Genomic DNA, 14,071 nt, shown 5'->3' on the forward strand with positions numbered 1-14,071 from the left:
AGAACACACCATTTACGAATTCCGAAAAACAGTATGTGAGTAACCTTTATTCAGCTGCTTTCTTCTCATTCCTCTTATTCAGTACGCTTAACACTTCTTTAAATGGCAGGTCTTGCTCTCTAAGCAGAACGAGTAAATGATAAATCAAGTCTGCCGCTTCCCATTTAAGCTCTTCTTTGTCGCGGTTTTTCGCAGCGATGATCACTTCGGATGCTTCTTCGCCGACCTTTTTCAAAATTTTGTCGACGCCTTTTTCGAATAAATAGGTTGTGTAGGCTCCTTCAGGTCGTTCTGCTTCGCGCATTCTAATAAGATTTTCAAGAGACAAAAGAATGCTATAGTCGGACAGGCTTCCGGAAATTCCGTCTGACTGATATAGACTTTCTTCAAAGCAGCTGACTGTCCCGTTATGGCAGGCTGGTCCCTTAGGATCAACGAGCACGACAATGGCATCCTTGTCACAGTCGAATTTCATTTCTACAATTCGCTGTGTGTTTCCGCTCGTTGCCCCTTTATGCCAAAGCTCTTGCCTTGAGCGGCTGAAAAACCAAGTCTCGCCTGACTCCAGCGATTTTTCTAGGGATTCCCGATTCATATAGGCTAGTGTTAGGACTTCTTTCGTTGTCGCATCCTGAACAATTGCCGGGATGAGGCCTTTTTCATCAAATGTCAATTCTGCGATATTCATCGGACAGGCACCCCTTTTTCCTTTAAATAACTCTTCACTTCAGCAACAGATGTTTCTTTATAGTGGAAAATGGAAGCGGCTAAGGCGGCATCGGCTTTCGCTTTCATAAAAGCTTCGGCAAAATGTTCAGCATTCCCTGCCCCTCCAGAAGCAATAACCGGAACCGATACTGCTTCACTAACAGCTTTTGTTAAAGCAATATCAAAGCCATTTTTCTCCCCATCTGAATCCATGCTTGTGAGCAAAATTTCCCCTGCACCAAGCTTCGTCACTTCTTTCGCCCACTCAATGACTTCCCAATGAGATGGTGTTCGGCCACCATGAGTGTAAACACGCCATGATTCAAGCCCCTGATCATACTTCGCATCGATCGCAACAACGATGCATTGGGAACCGAAAAACTCGGCCCCTTCCTTAATCAAACCCGGATTGTTTACAGCAGCCGTATTAAGGGAAACCTTATCGGCACCTGCCCGCAAAATTCTTTTCATATCTTCGAGTGAGTTAATCCCTCCGCCAACCGTAAACGGAATTGCTAACTCAGAAGCTACCGCCTTCACAACCTCGGTCATCGTTTTACGCCCTTCAACGGATGCTGAAATATCAAGGAAAACGAGCTCATCAGCCCCCTGCTCATCATAAAAACGAGCTAGCTCAACAGGATCTCCCGCATCACGAAGCTGCACAAATTGTATGCCTTTGACGACCCGCCCTTCTTTTACATCCAGGCACGGAATAATTCTCTTTGTCAGCATGTCACTTCACCTCTCCCAACGCTTCCTTTACTGTAAAGCGCCCTTCATAGATGGCTTTTCCAATGATAACCCCTGTTACACCATCCACATAAAACTCTTTTAAACTAGTTAAATCCGCTAGCTCGCTAACTCCTCCCGATGCGATAACACTCTTTCTGGTTTCTTCTGCAAGCTGTCTAACTGCATCTATATTCGGACCGGAAAGCATGCCATCTGTTGCAATATCGGTAAAAATAAACGTCTCTGCTCCCGCATCAGCAAAGCGTTTACCTAGCTCAACCGCCTTAACTTCAGAAGTGTTCAACCAGCCATGTGTTGCCACATAGCCATTTTTCGCATCCAATCCGACAGCGATTTTGCTCCCATATTTACGGATCATTTCGGTAGCGAAATCTGGTTTTGATACCGCGATACTGCCGATGATGACACGGGAAATGCCATTTTCCAAATAATGAGCGATATCTTCTTCAGTTCGGATGCCGCCGCCAATTTGAATTTGCGCCTTCAGCTCTTTCGCCGCTTGAATAACAGACGCATCATTGACTCTTTTTCCATCCTTGGCGCCATCAAGATCAACCATATGGATCCAGCTTGCCCCTTCATCCGCGAATTTTTTCGCCATCTCAAAAGGAGAATCCCCGTATATTGTTTCTTGATTATAGTCCCCTTGCAGAAGGCGGACACATTTGCCGCCTCGCATATCAATTGCTGGATAAATAGTAAAGCTCATTTTCCGGTCATCCTTTCCCATACAAGTCCAGTAAAATTACTTAATAGTTCCATGCCTAACTGTCCACTTTTTTCCGGATGGAATTGCATCCCAAATATATTTTCCCTGCCGACAACAGCTGGGACCGCTACATCATAGCTGCTTTCCGCAATAACGATACTCCTATCAGCTGTATCTACATAATAAGAGTGAACAAAATAAGCATAATTTTCTCGCACCGATTGAAGAATCGGGGACGGTTGAACAAATGAAAGGCGATTCCAGCCCATGTGCGGAACTTTATAAGGCACTCCAGCTCCTGAAATTCCTGAAAATCTCCTCACAGAACCCGGAAGCAAAGACAGCCCCTTCGTCCACCCGTTCTCTTCACTTTCTGCAAATAATAGCTGCATTCCTAAACAAATCCCAAGCAGTGGTTTTCCATGCTGAACATACTCTTTAATCATGCTCGATAAATCTAATTGCTCCAACAGCTCCATCGCATCTTTAAACGACCCGACACCAGGGAGAATGAGTCCACTTGCCCTCAGCAGCTCTTCTCTTTTACTTGAAATAAAGTACGGAGTGTCCAATCGTTCAAGCGCTTTGCTGACGCTGAAAAGATTCCCCATTCCGTAATCAATGATTCCGATCATTTACAACAGCCCTTTCGTAGATGGCACTCCTTTAATGTTAGGGGCGATTGTTGTTGCTTCATTTAAGGCACGTCCTAATGCTTTAAAAATGGCTTCAATAATATGGTGAGTATTTTGTCCGTAGTGGACAATCACATGCAGATTCATCCTTGCTTCCAAGGCAAGCTTCCATAAAAATTCATGGACAAGCTCTGTATCAAATGTGCCCACTTTTTGGCTTGGAAACTCCGCTCTAATTTCAAGGTGAGGGCGATTGCTTAAATCAACTACAACCTGTGCCAGCGCCTCATCCATCGGAACAAACGCATTTCCATAGCGCTTTATCCCTTTTTTATCGCCAAGCGCTTCTCGTAAAACTTGTCCAAGACAAATCCCAATATCCTCGGTTGTATGGTGATCATCCACCTCAATATCACCCCTTGCAGCGACCGTTAAATCAAATTGCCCATGTTTCGTAAACAAGTCAAGCATATGGGTTAAAAACGGGACACCCGTTTCCAGCTTGCTCTCCCCTTGCCCGTCAATATTAAAAGCTAAAAAGATGTCCGTTTCATTTGTTCTTCTTTTTATTTCTGTTGACCTTGTCATGTTCTTTCCCCCTCGTCCCTCAATCTAATGTCAATTGCCCGCGCATGGGCTTCTAATCCTTCAAGCCGTGCAAATGCAGAAATTTTCTCTCCGTTTTCTTTTAATGCTTTTTCACTGTAATAAATGATGCTCGATTTTTTCTGAAAATCTTCTACATTGAGCGGACTTGAAAAACGGGCTGTTCCGTTTGTCGGCAATACGTGGTTCGGTCCGGCAAAATAGTCGCCGACTGGTTCGGGACTAAAACGTCCGAGAAAAATGGCTCCAGCATGTTTTATTTTCCCTAAAAGCTCGAGCGGATTTTCCGTCATGATTTCTAAATGCTCTGGTGCAAGACTATTAATGGTGTTAATAGCTTCCTCCATCGTATCCGTCACATAAATGGCCCCGAAATTTTCAATGGATTGGGAAGCAATTTCCCGGCGCGGGAGCTCAGTCAATTGCTTCTCAACTTCAGACGCCACAGCTGCTGCCAACGCTTCAGACGGCGTAACAAGAACGCTGCAGGCAAAAACATCATGTTCCGCCTGTGATAATAAATCAGCCGCCACTTCAGCCGGTTTTGCCATATCATCCGCGATAATCGCAATTTCACTCGGACCGGCAATCATGTCAATATCAACATCTCCAAAAACCTCTCGCTTCGCTAAAGCGACAAAAATATTTCCCGGACCTGTGATTTTATCGACAGGAGCAATCGTTTCGGTTCCATATGCCAATGCCGCAATCGCTTGGGCACCGCCGACTTTATAAATTTCTTCTGCCCCTGCCTCCTGAGCAGCTACAAGAACAGCTGGAGGAAGCTTCCCTGTTTTTTTATCAGGTGGGGATGTGATAACAATCCGGGTAACTCCCGCCACTTTTGCAGGTAGCACATTCATGAGCACAGATGAAGGATAAGCCGCTGTCCCGCCAGGCACATATAGACCGACTGAATCAAGCGGGGTCACCTTTTGGCCAAGCATCGTTCCATTTTCATCGGTTGTCATCCAAGAAGGGCGCAGCTGTTTTTCATGAAAGGAGCGTATATTAGCCGCCGCCTCGCGGATAATCGCCAGAATCTCTTCATCGATTTCTTCATAAGCTTCCCATTTTTCTTCTTCCGTAACAGCGATATTTGCTAATGAAATCCCGTCGAATTTTTCCGTAAAGTCCTTTAATGCTTGATCCCCATCCTCGCGAACCTTTGCAATAATCCCCTTTACAATCGCCCGCTGTTCCTCTGTTCCGCTATCGACAGACCTTTTGATGGAGATTTCATCTGTTATTTTCAAAATCCTCATTTGCTTCAACTCCTTATAATGTGTGTTCAAAAAGGAGGACAAAAAGAGCCGAGGAGTTCAAGGAAGTGCAGCCTTCGAGCACCGGAACGTATGCTTTTAATACGTGAGGAGCGGAGAAGCAAGCTGACGCCGAAATTCGACAGCTATTTTTCCCGAACTTTTTGAACATCCTCTTATAGGGTCTCAAAGCTTTGCAATCTCTTCACTTCACTTAAACGCTCAACAAGCTCACTGATTCGTTCATCCTTCATGCGAAAGCTAGCCGGATTGACAATCAATCTTGACGTAATATCAACGATTCGCTCGTATTCAACTAATCCGTTTTCTTTCAAAGTTCTCCCCGTCGAAACAATATCGACAATCCGATCAGCAAGACCAATTAAAGGGGCAAGCTCAATCGAGCCATTTAATTTAATTATTTCGACCTGCTCCCCTTGTTCCCGGAAATAGGCTGCCGCTACGTTCGGATATTTTGTCGCCACTTTTGGCGCAATAAGATTCATTTTCGTATTAGGCAAGCCTGCGACAGCTAGATAACAGGCACTGATTTTCAAATCAAGAAGCTCATAAACGACTCGCTCTTCCTCCAGCATGACATCTTTTCCGGCAATGCCAATATCAGCGACGCCATGCTCCACATAGGTAGGAACATCCATTGGCTTTGCAAGAATAAAACGAAAGCTTTCTTCTGGCACATCAATGATCAATTTCCTTGAATCATCAAACTCCGGAGGAAGACGGAAGCCAGCCTGGCGGAGAAGTTCTACAGCGTCCTCGAAAATTCTCCCTTTTGGCATCGCAATGGTTAAAATATCCTTCATATTCCCGTCTCCCTCCCCGCTTTGCCGACTAAAAAGGTGATATCATCATATTGATTTGTGCATTGATCAATATCCTTCACACCATTTATATCTTGAAGAACAACTCTTTTTCCTGCCCTTCGCTGCTCAGCTGCATATTGAAAGGCTTCCTTCCGCCGTTCCGGGCTAAAAAGAATGCAATAGACCGGCACATTTGCTCCCTCTTCCTTGAGTGCTTCTAGCAAGCGGTCAATCCGAATCGCAAAGCCTGTTGCACCTGCTGTCTTGCCGAATTTTTGCAGCAATAAATCATAGCGGCCGCCACTGGCAATCGGAAAACCAACATTCCCTGCATATACCTCGAAAAGGATCCCCGTATAATAGCTCATATGGCTAACGAGCGTTAAGTCAAATTTCACTTTTTCCTCCAGCCCATAGTCAATCATGATTTCAAAAAGCTGCTGCAGCTCCAGAAGATCCTCTCTTCCTGTGTCATTTTCAAGCAGGCTAAACGCTATTTCGATGATTTCTTCCCCGCCTCTAAGCGCTAAAAAATCAAGGAGCCGCTGCTTATCAATTGAAGAAAGAGCTAAACTTTTCACATGCTCTCGGTAGCCAACATAGTTTTTCTCATATAAAAATCTAGTTAATGCATCGACTCTCTCCTCTGTTCCCAAAATTTCTAGGAAAAGAGTGCGGGCAAACCCGATATGGCCAACAGAGAGCTGAAAATCTTCTAATCCTGCTTCCTGTAAAGAACTGATAATTAGTGCAAGTCCTTCTGCATCAGCGCTGACCGTATAATCGCCAATACACTCGACGCCAATTTGTTCAAATTCCGCGGGACGTCCGCCCTCTCTTTGCTGGGCGCGAAAAACATTGGCGGTATAGGCGAGCCGGATGGGCAGATCATTTTTTAACAGTCGCGAAGCTGCCACCCGCGCAATCGGAGCAGTCATATCAGGGCGAAGGACTAATGTATGCCCCTCCTGATCAAGTAATTTAAATAATTGCTGATCGAGAATAGCTGAAGCTGCCCCCACGGTTTCATAGTATTCTAGTGTGGGAGTTTCAATAAACTGGTAGCCCCAACGCTCCATTTCCCGTTCAATCGAAGCCCTTACCATTCGCTTGCGATTGAATAAATCTGGGAGTGTGTCTCTCATGCCTAACGGCTTCTCAAACATAAATAAGCGGCTCAATTCCGTTCACCTCATACTTTATGGAAAATTTCAAGTTTATTTGATTTTGTAATCTTAAAAACGGGTTAAACGACAGATTTAATAGGGTTACGCTGGTTTGTGTCCTTTAAAATGGTTATAAAGGACAGGTTTTGATGGTTTTCATGTTTTGTGTCCCTAAAAAAAGGGTTAAAAGACAAGTTCGGAAGGTTTCCGTTAGTTAATGTCCTTTAAATGTCAAACTTATTGCATCCTTAAGTTTTTTAGACCTTATATTAATTATATTCACAGAATCCTTTAGTTCGCTAATATGGTAGCAAGTTAAAATTATATGTTATTTTAACTCTCTTTAAGTTATCCGTCAACAAATAATTCTGAATATATTTAAAGCACAAAACAAAAAAGCCCTGTTTAGCATGTACACTAAACAGAGCTTCTATGTATTAATTTTCGCTTTTTCCGTAAATGGGATCATTCGCCCAGCGCTTTTCCATTTCTTCCATCGTATAGATTACCCGCATCGGATTTCCGCCAACAAAGGAGCCTGCGGGGACATCTTTATGTACAAGTGTGCCAGCAGATACGATGGCCCCATCGCCAATCGTGACACCAGGCAAAATCGTTGAATTCGCGCCAATCATCACTTCGCTGCCAATTTCCACATTTCCTAATCTAAATTCTTTAATCAAATATTCATGGGCAAGAATCGTCGTATTATAGCCGATCACTGTATTCCGGCCGACACTGATTTTTTCCGGGAACATCACATCAAGCATCACCATTAAGGCAAATGACGTTTGGTCCCCAACCTTCATACGCAGAAACGTTCGATACAGCCAATTTTTCATCCCTAGGAAAGGGGTGTAACGAGCAAGCTGAATGACAGCAAAATTTTTCACTACCTTCCAAAAAGGAACAGTTTTGTACACGTGCCAAAGGGAATTGGCTCCCTTCACTTGGTAGCGTTCCGTTCTTCTCATCTCGATTGTACCTGTAAAATATCGAGCAGATCAGCCATATGATCGAGGATATAATCAGGTTCAAATCCAGCCAAAAACTCTTTCCCTTTTAAACTCCAAGCAACGCCAACCGTTTTGGTGCCTGCATTTTTCCCGCCTAGAATGTCATGGGAATTATCGCCGACCATGAGCGCCTCTTCCGGCTTTGACCCTAGCTGCTCTAGCGCTTTTAAAATCGGTTCTGGATCTGGCTTGGGATTTTTAACATGGTCTAAAGCAACGACCACATCAAAAAATTGATCAAGATTCGTGAGGGCAAGACCCATTTTTACCGTTTTCATCATCTTCGTCGTGACAATCCCAATCTTATAGCCAGATTCTTTTAATGTGCGAATCGTTTCAAAAACACCGGGAAACTCTGTAACGAGCAGGTCATGATTCGTAATATTAAAATCCCTATAAGCTTCGATCATTTCTTCAACTTTTTCCGGATTAATCGATTCGAAAGTTTCTCTAAGTGTTGGCCCCATGAATGGATAAATATCTTCACGCTTATAGCGATTCGGGTAATAACTTCCAAGGACATGCAAAAAGGAAGAAATAATTAAATCATTTGTATCAATTAATGTGCCATCTAAATCGAATAATATCGTATTAACCTGTGTGTCCATAAGCTGTTTCCTTTCTTTTATTCAATTCGGTTCGATTCCAAATCAATGAAACAATTAAAGTTAATAAAATGGCCACGCCTAATCGAATGAACAGGAGAGGCAGAACAGGGATGCCGAGCGGAACAAAAATTAATGTATCCTCAACAACCGCATGGCAGGCAACCAGGAAAATAAATGCAAGCGTAACATCCTTTTTGCTGACGCCATCTTCTTTTACCGCATCAATCATCACTCCAGCTCCAAAAGCAAGCCCGAATAATAATCCAGCAGCTAGCGTTGTCGAAGTATTTTCCCGCATTCCTAAAGCTTTCGTGAATGGTGCCACCCATTTTGAAAAGACCGCGAGCCAGTTTAAATCCTTTAAAAACTGAATCACAATCATAAGCGGAATGACGATGATCGCGAGCTGTAATATACCAAGACCCGCTTTTTGCAACGCATCTAACAGGATCGCTGCCCAGCCGGTGAGCTCTTCTTCTTTTACTGGAATCAAGCCATACTTCGCTATCTCCGAACCGCCATGCCAAACTAAGTTAATGGCGAATCCAGATATGATGGCTAAGCCCAATCGGACAGCGACAATAATCCAGATTTTCACGCCAACCTTTACCGCAACACTCGACTCAATGAGCAGATTATGCGAAAACGATAGCATAACAGCGATAATAAATACTTCTTTTACCGTTAAATCAAGAGTGAGGATCGCGCCAATCCCCGCATAGAGATTGAGGAAATTCCCTAATACGAGGGGAATCGCAGCATCCCCTGACAAGCCGAACACGTTCATCAACGGGGCGATAAGCTTGATCACCCAAGGCAAGACAGGAGTATGCTTTAAAATGGCCACAATTAATGTGACTGGAAAGATTACTTTTCCAAGCGTCCAAGTTGTCTTCAGGCCAGCCATTATCCCCTTTTTGGACGAATCAAGTATCATGGTTTTTCTCCCTTTTTATCATTTATTTATAGCTTTTGATAGGCAATTTTTTCGGTTATAGACGGAATTTTGATTTTTTTTGGTGCTTCGATAAGTATATCCGCCAGATTCAATGGCATATCCGCCACTTTGGGCATTATATCCGCCAGTTTAGTCGATATATCCGCTACTTTTCACGATATATCCGCCAATTTCCTATCTCAAGCACCATTATCTAAATATCTTACATCCGCATAACCCTTCAATCTTCTTACTACAATGAGTACGACCGCAAGTACAATCAGTGTGATCGAAATCGTTTGGGCCATTCTTAAGTGCTCGGTCAGCATCAAGCTGTCTGTTCGCAAGCCTTCCACAAAAAAGCGGCCGATCGAATACCAAATGACATAAGTGAGGAAAAGCTCGCCGCGGCGCAGATTGACTTTTCTTAATAAGATAAGAATGACAAAGCCGATAATATTCCAAACGGATTCATATAAAAAAGTAGGATGATAGTAAGCACCATTAATATACATTTGATTAATAATAAATTCCGGAAGATGCAAATTTTCTAGGAACGCTCTGCTTACCTCTCCGCCATGGGCCTCCTGATTCATAAAGTTTCCCCAGCGGCCGATTGCCTGGCCTAAAATAATGCTTGGAGCTGCAATATCAGTGAGCTTCCAAAAAGAAACTCCCCGCTTTTTCGCAAAAACATAGGTGGTGATGACTGCACCGATCAAGGCTCCATGAATTGCAATGCCGCCTTCCCAAATTTTCACGATTTCCCCAGGGTTTTGGCTATAATAGCCCCATTGAAAAATAACATAATAGATACGTGCGGAAATGATTGCAATCGGGATCGCCCAAAGCAGCAAATCCGCAAATAAGTCTTTTTGCAGCCCTCTTCTTTCCGCTTCCCTCATTACAACAACCAAGGCTAAAGCAATGCCAATCCCGATAATAACCCCATACCAACGGATTGAAATAGGCCCGAAAGAAAGGAGAACTGGATTAAGCGGCTGTATAGTTGATTCCATAGTCACTACTCCTTATTTTTTTTCGATGTTGCACGTATGAACTTTTTAACAGAAGTGCCCTTCATGCTGTCCACTCCACATGTAAAAAGTTGTGGAATGTCCACGCGAGGTGTCTGACACCTTACTTGTCGTCGATGACGTCAGCAAGGCGGTTGGTGAATTGCTCGGCTGAATTGATTCCCATGCGTTTTAAGCGAAAATTCATGGCTGCTACTTCAATAATAACAGCTAAATTCCGGCCAGGATGGACAGGGATGGTAAGCTTCGGGATCTCAATATCAATGATTTTTATTTTTTCTTCATCCAGGCCGATCCGCTCATAATTCTTCGTAGATTCCCATAAGTCTAAATCTATAACCATCGAGATTTTCTTATTGCTCAGAACGGAACCTGCTCCGAAAAGAGTCATTACGTTAATGATTCCAAGTCCGCGAATTTCCAATAAATGTTCAATTAATTCCGGTGACGTGCCAACAAGAGTATACTCGTCCTCCTGCCGAATCTCGACACAATCATCGGCTACTAATCGATGCCCGCGTTTCACAAGCTCTAGAGCGGTTTCGCTTTTACCGATTCCGCTTTTCCCTGTAATGAGCACGCCTACGCCATACACATCAACAAGAACCCCGTGAACAGCCGTTGTCGGAGCGAACTTGCTCTCCAGATAATTCGTTAGGAGACTCGAAAAGCGGGTCGTTTTTTGCTTTGTTCGTAAGACCGGAACAGATTCACGCACGGCTGCTTGAATTAACTCCGGTGGAACGTCCAAGCCTCTTGAAATAATAATGCCAGGTGTAATATCTGTACAAAGCCGCTCAAACCTCAGTTGCCTTTCGATCACAAGTAAATTTTCAGCAAAGGTTAATTCTGTTTTTCCAATCAATTGAATTCTTTCGGCTGGGTAAAATTCGAAATATCCAGAGATTTCAATTCCAGGTCTGGAAATATCACTCGTAGTAATCGGCCGATGAATTCCCTCTTCCCCGCAAATTAACTCGAGGCCAAATTTTTCTACTATGTCTTTTGTACAGACTTTTGCCATTTCCTTACCTCCTTTTTGAAAAACTTAAGCGGAGCTCCGTCCTATTCCTTCATACAAAAACATATGTATGTTCAATATATCACCTATTTTAGCATTTTTTAGAGCAGAACCAAATTTTACATTCTGATTCGGGAAAAATTACTGCCTAATTACATTTTTATTTCAAAATAGACAGCGTCTATAAATGATTTTATAATAAAAGGCATACGAATAATAATAAGAAATACAGATTTTAAAAAAATACTAATTTCTTATATTGGGAAATGAGAACCAAGTAGGTCGAGGAATCGAGTGAGGAAGCACCGGAACGTACGTAATGTGGTACGTAAGGATGCTGACGAGTGAAGATGACGAAGAGATACAACCGCTTATCATTTTCCAAGCTTTAAAAAGCAAATGGAGTTTTATATGAGGAGGACCTGCATGAAAATAATTAGAACGGCCAATTATGAAGAAATGAGCTTGAAGGCAGCCGAAATAATGATCGATCGGATCCGAAATAATCCTGAGATCACTCTTGGCTTGGCAACAGGCAGCACCCCTAGAGGCGTTTATCAAAAGCTAATCAAAGACCATGTTCAAAACCATACATCTTATAAAAAGGTTAAGACGATCAATCTTGATGAATATATGGGAATTTCCGAAGATGATCCAAATAGCTACCATTATTTCATGAAAACTGAGCTATTGGACCATATTGATATTCCGACTGCGCAAACTCATCTTCCAGATGGAAGGGCGGAAGATCTTCATGCTGAATGCGCAAATTACGAAAATAATATTCAATCGATCGGCGGTATTGATTTGCAGCTGCTCGGCATTGGGGAAAATGGCCATATTGGCTTTAATGAGCCCGGTACTCCATTCGACATCCTCACTCATCCGGTGAAGCTTGAGGAAGATACTCGTCAGGCGAATGCAAGATTTTTCAATTCCATTGATGAAGTTCCGACTCATGCCGTTACAATGGGAATTGGCACAATCATGGCTAGTAAGGAAATTATTCTTCTCGCATCAGGAGCAAATAAAGCGAAGGCAATGAGCTTGCTGATCAACGGAGCAATTCATGAAAGTGTTCCCGCCACGGCACTAAGAAACCATAATAATTTCACAATCATCGCCGATGAAGAGGCGTTAAAACTTGTTTAGGAGAGATGGCTATTGCCGTCTCTTTTTTATTTTTGGCATACATGCAATCAATTGACACCATTTTTTAAATTTGTTGTGGTAATTAATGGGGATCTCCACTTTTCTGCTGCTTCCCATGTCCTTTTCAAAGCTCTATTCATATGATAAAGGTGAAAAGCGATTCATATGCTCTGTTTTATTTTTCAGATAGATGGAAAAATTATCGGAAAGGAGCAAAATGATGAAAATCATGCTGGATGCAGGTCATGGGTATAACACTCCTGGAAAACGAACCCCTGACGGAATGCCAGAATATCAATTTAACCGAGCAGTGGCAGCATATGCAAAAAAGGCATTAGAAAGCTATCAAAATACAACTGTTTATTTTGCGCACGATGACAGCCGCGATGTTCCTCTCAAGGAGCGGACAGATAAAGCCAATAATCTAAAAGTCGACGTTTATGTTGCCATTCATGCGAATGCATATGGCTCAACTTGGAATAATGCCAATGGGATTGAAACATATGTTTACCCAACTAAGCCAAAAGAAGCCTCAGAACTCGCACAGAAAATCCAGAGAAATTTAGTTATTTCTACTGGGCTAACCGACCGTGGAGTAAAAACTGCTGATTTTCACGTTCTTAGGGAAACTCATATGACTGCCGTTTTAGCCGAATGCGGATTCATGACGAACCGGAATGAAGCCACTTTATTACAATCTGAAACATATCGAAAAACCTGTGCAGAAGCCATTGTTAAGGCCCTTGCCGATCAATATAAGCTGAAATTGAAACCCAAAACAGACACAAACATTCCGAGCCCTAATACGAGTATATTGCCTTCACCGCTATCAAATGCGAAAGGGCTTTATAAAGTCCAAGTTGGGGCCTTTAATGATAGGAAAAATGCAGAAGCTCTTATAAACGAGCTAAAAAAGCATGGATTCTCACCATTCATTTATTTTGAATAAAGAAAACTCGTCGATTGGCGAGCCTTGGAAAGGCGAAGACAGAGGCGTAGTTGCACTTATCGCGCTCATGGCAGCCACGTCCTGTGGCATTCGCCCGACTAGGGCATCCTGCCCGTCGTACTTAATTCCTAAAATTGGCGACTACGTCGAATCAACTTCTTCGCTGACAATTTATACTTTCTTAACGTGAAAGAAAGAGGCTGACCGAAATTAAAGTGCCCTTGGTTAAGGGGACACTATAATTTACGTCAGCCTCTTTTTTATCAATCCCTATCTTTATTTAACACGGCTTTTTGAATAATCAAATTAGCAATGGACATAATGACAGCTACTAAAATCGCGGTGCCAAAGCTTGAGATTTCAAATGAGCTTCCCATAATTTGGTCTGTAATTTGCAGCGTAATGGCATTAATGACAAACAGAAATAGCCCAAGAGTTAATAATGTAACTGGTAAAGTTAAAATAATTAAAATCGGACGAACCAGAATATTTAATATCGAGAGGATTGCACTTGCCCCGACAGCTGCACCGAAGCTTGCTACATGAAAGGAATCATCTAAAAAACCCGCAATTGCCACAAAAAGAATAGCATTTATTAATATTCCTACAACCCATCTCATTCTCAATACACCTCAATATCATCTATAAGAAAGTCGCTTATTGAACAAGTTTACGGATTTTGCGC

Annotated in this window: 16 protein-coding genes; 2 read left to right on the top strand and 14 right to left on the bottom strand. The window is 42.7% G+C overall.

The genetic code is table 11. The annotated features are described in order from the left end of the window. Nucleotides 1–46: 46 nt before the first annotated feature. From hisIE to hprK, 13 genes are all read right to left on the bottom strand, one after another. Nucleotides 47–688: a bifunctional phosphoribosyl-AMP cyclohydrolase/phosphoribosyl-ATP diphosphatase HisIE gene (hisIE, locus tag F7731_RS23285; protein WP_151537186.1), complete on the bottom strand. Its 642-nt coding sequence runs from the start codon at nt 686–688 to the stop codon at nt 47–49. Beyond that, complete coding sequence (gene hisF, locus F7731_RS23290; protein WP_151537187.1) at nt 685–1,443, bottom strand: imidazole glycerol phosphate synthase subunit HisF; 759 nt, start codon at nt 1,441–1,443, stop codon at nt 685–687. The genes hisIE and hisF overlap by 4 nt, the downstream gene beginning before the upstream one ends. 1 nt (nt 1,444) lies before the next feature. Further along, nucleotides 1,445–2,173, bottom strand: coding sequence for a 1-(5-phosphoribosyl)-5-[(5-phosphoribosylamino)methylideneamino]imidazole-4-carboxamide isomerase (hisA, locus tag F7731_RS23295; RefSeq protein ID WP_151537188.1), 729 nt, complete (start codon nt 2,171–2,173; stop codon nt 1,445–1,447). Next, nucleotides 2,170–2,808 (bottom strand): imidazole glycerol phosphate synthase subunit HisH, encoded by a 639-nt coding sequence (gene hisH / locus F7731_RS23300; RefSeq protein WP_151537189.1) that lies wholly within the window; start codon nt 2,806–2,808, stop codon nt 2,170–2,172. The genes hisA and hisH overlap by 4 nt, the downstream gene beginning before the upstream one ends. Then, nucleotides 2,809–3,396: an imidazoleglycerol-phosphate dehydratase HisB gene (hisB, locus tag F7731_RS23305; protein WP_151537190.1), complete on the bottom strand. Its 588-nt coding sequence runs from the start codon at nt 3,394–3,396 to the stop codon at nt 2,809–2,811. Continuing rightward, entirely contained in the window at nt 3,393–4,679 is a 1,287-nt protein-coding gene (hisD, locus tag F7731_RS23310; RefSeq protein ID WP_151537191.1) for a histidinol dehydrogenase, read from the bottom strand. The genes hisB and hisD overlap by 4 nt, the downstream gene beginning before the upstream one ends. Before the next feature lie 173 nt (nt 4,680–4,852). Continuing rightward, complete coding sequence (gene hisG / locus F7731_RS23315) at nt 4,853–5,500, bottom strand: ATP phosphoribosyltransferase (protein WP_151537192.1); 648 nt, start codon at nt 5,498–5,500, stop codon at nt 4,853–4,855. Next, on the bottom strand, nt 5,497–6,681 hold the full coding sequence (locus F7731_RS23320; protein ID WP_151537193.1) for an ATP phosphoribosyltransferase regulatory subunit: 1,185 nt from the start codon (nt 6,679–6,681) through the stop codon (nt 5,497–5,499). Before F7731_RS23320 ends, hisG begins: the two co-directional genes overlap by 4 nt. A gap of 422 nt (nt 6,682–7,103) precedes the next feature. Further along, complete coding sequence (locus F7731_RS23325) at nt 7,104–7,640, bottom strand: acyltransferase (RefSeq protein WP_151537194.1); 537 nt, start codon at nt 7,638–7,640, stop codon at nt 7,104–7,106. After that, complete coding sequence (ppaX, locus tag F7731_RS23330; protein ID WP_151537195.1) at nt 7,637–8,290, bottom strand: pyrophosphatase PpaX; 654 nt, start codon at nt 8,288–8,290, stop codon at nt 7,637–7,639. The genes F7731_RS23325 and ppaX overlap by 4 nt, the downstream gene beginning before the upstream one ends. After that, nucleotides 8,274–9,227, bottom strand: a complete 954-nt coding sequence (locus F7731_RS23335; protein ID WP_151537196.1) for a nucleoside recognition domain-containing protein — start codon at nt 9,225–9,227, stop codon at nt 8,274–8,276. The genes ppaX and F7731_RS23335 overlap by 17 nt, the downstream gene beginning before the upstream one ends. 200 nt (nt 9,228–9,427) lie before the next feature. Further along, nucleotides 9,428–10,246: a prolipoprotein diacylglyceryl transferase gene (gene lgt, locus F7731_RS23340; RefSeq protein ID WP_151537197.1), complete on the bottom strand. Its 819-nt coding sequence runs from the start codon at nt 10,244–10,246 to the stop codon at nt 9,428–9,430. Between the two features lie 121 nt (nt 10,247–10,367). Beyond that, nucleotides 10,368–11,288: an HPr(Ser) kinase/phosphatase gene (hprK, locus tag F7731_RS23345; protein ID WP_151537198.1), complete on the bottom strand. Its 921-nt coding sequence runs from the start codon at nt 11,286–11,288 to the stop codon at nt 10,368–10,370. Nucleotides 11,289–11,711: 423 nt separating this feature from the next. On the opposite strand from hprK, the gene nagB reads away from it, so the two are divergent. Then, complete coding sequence (nagB, locus tag F7731_RS23350) at nt 11,712–12,437, top strand: glucosamine-6-phosphate deaminase (RefSeq protein WP_151537199.1); 726 nt, start codon at nt 11,712–11,714, stop codon at nt 12,435–12,437. A 220-nt stretch (nt 12,438–12,657) separates the two neighbouring features. Continuing rightward, nucleotides 12,658–13,386 carry an N-acetylmuramoyl-L-alanine amidase gene (locus F7731_RS23355; protein ID WP_151537200.1) on the top strand — a complete coding sequence of 243 codons (729 nt, stop codon included), beginning with the start codon at nt 12,658–12,660 and terminating at the stop codon, nt 13,384–13,386. 263 nt (nt 13,387–13,649) lie between these two features. Here F7731_RS23355 and F7731_RS23360 read toward each other — a convergent pair whose 3' ends face one another. Next, nucleotides 13,650–14,006: a phage holin family protein gene (locus F7731_RS23360; protein ID WP_151537201.1), complete on the bottom strand. Its 357-nt coding sequence runs from the start codon at nt 14,004–14,006 to the stop codon at nt 13,650–13,652. Between the last annotated feature and the right edge of the window lie 65 nt (nt 14,007–14,071).

This window comes from Cytobacillus depressus, assembly GCF_008923245.1.
GTDB lineage: Bacteria > Bacillota > Bacilli > Bacillales > Cytobacillaceae > Cytobacillus > Cytobacillus depressus.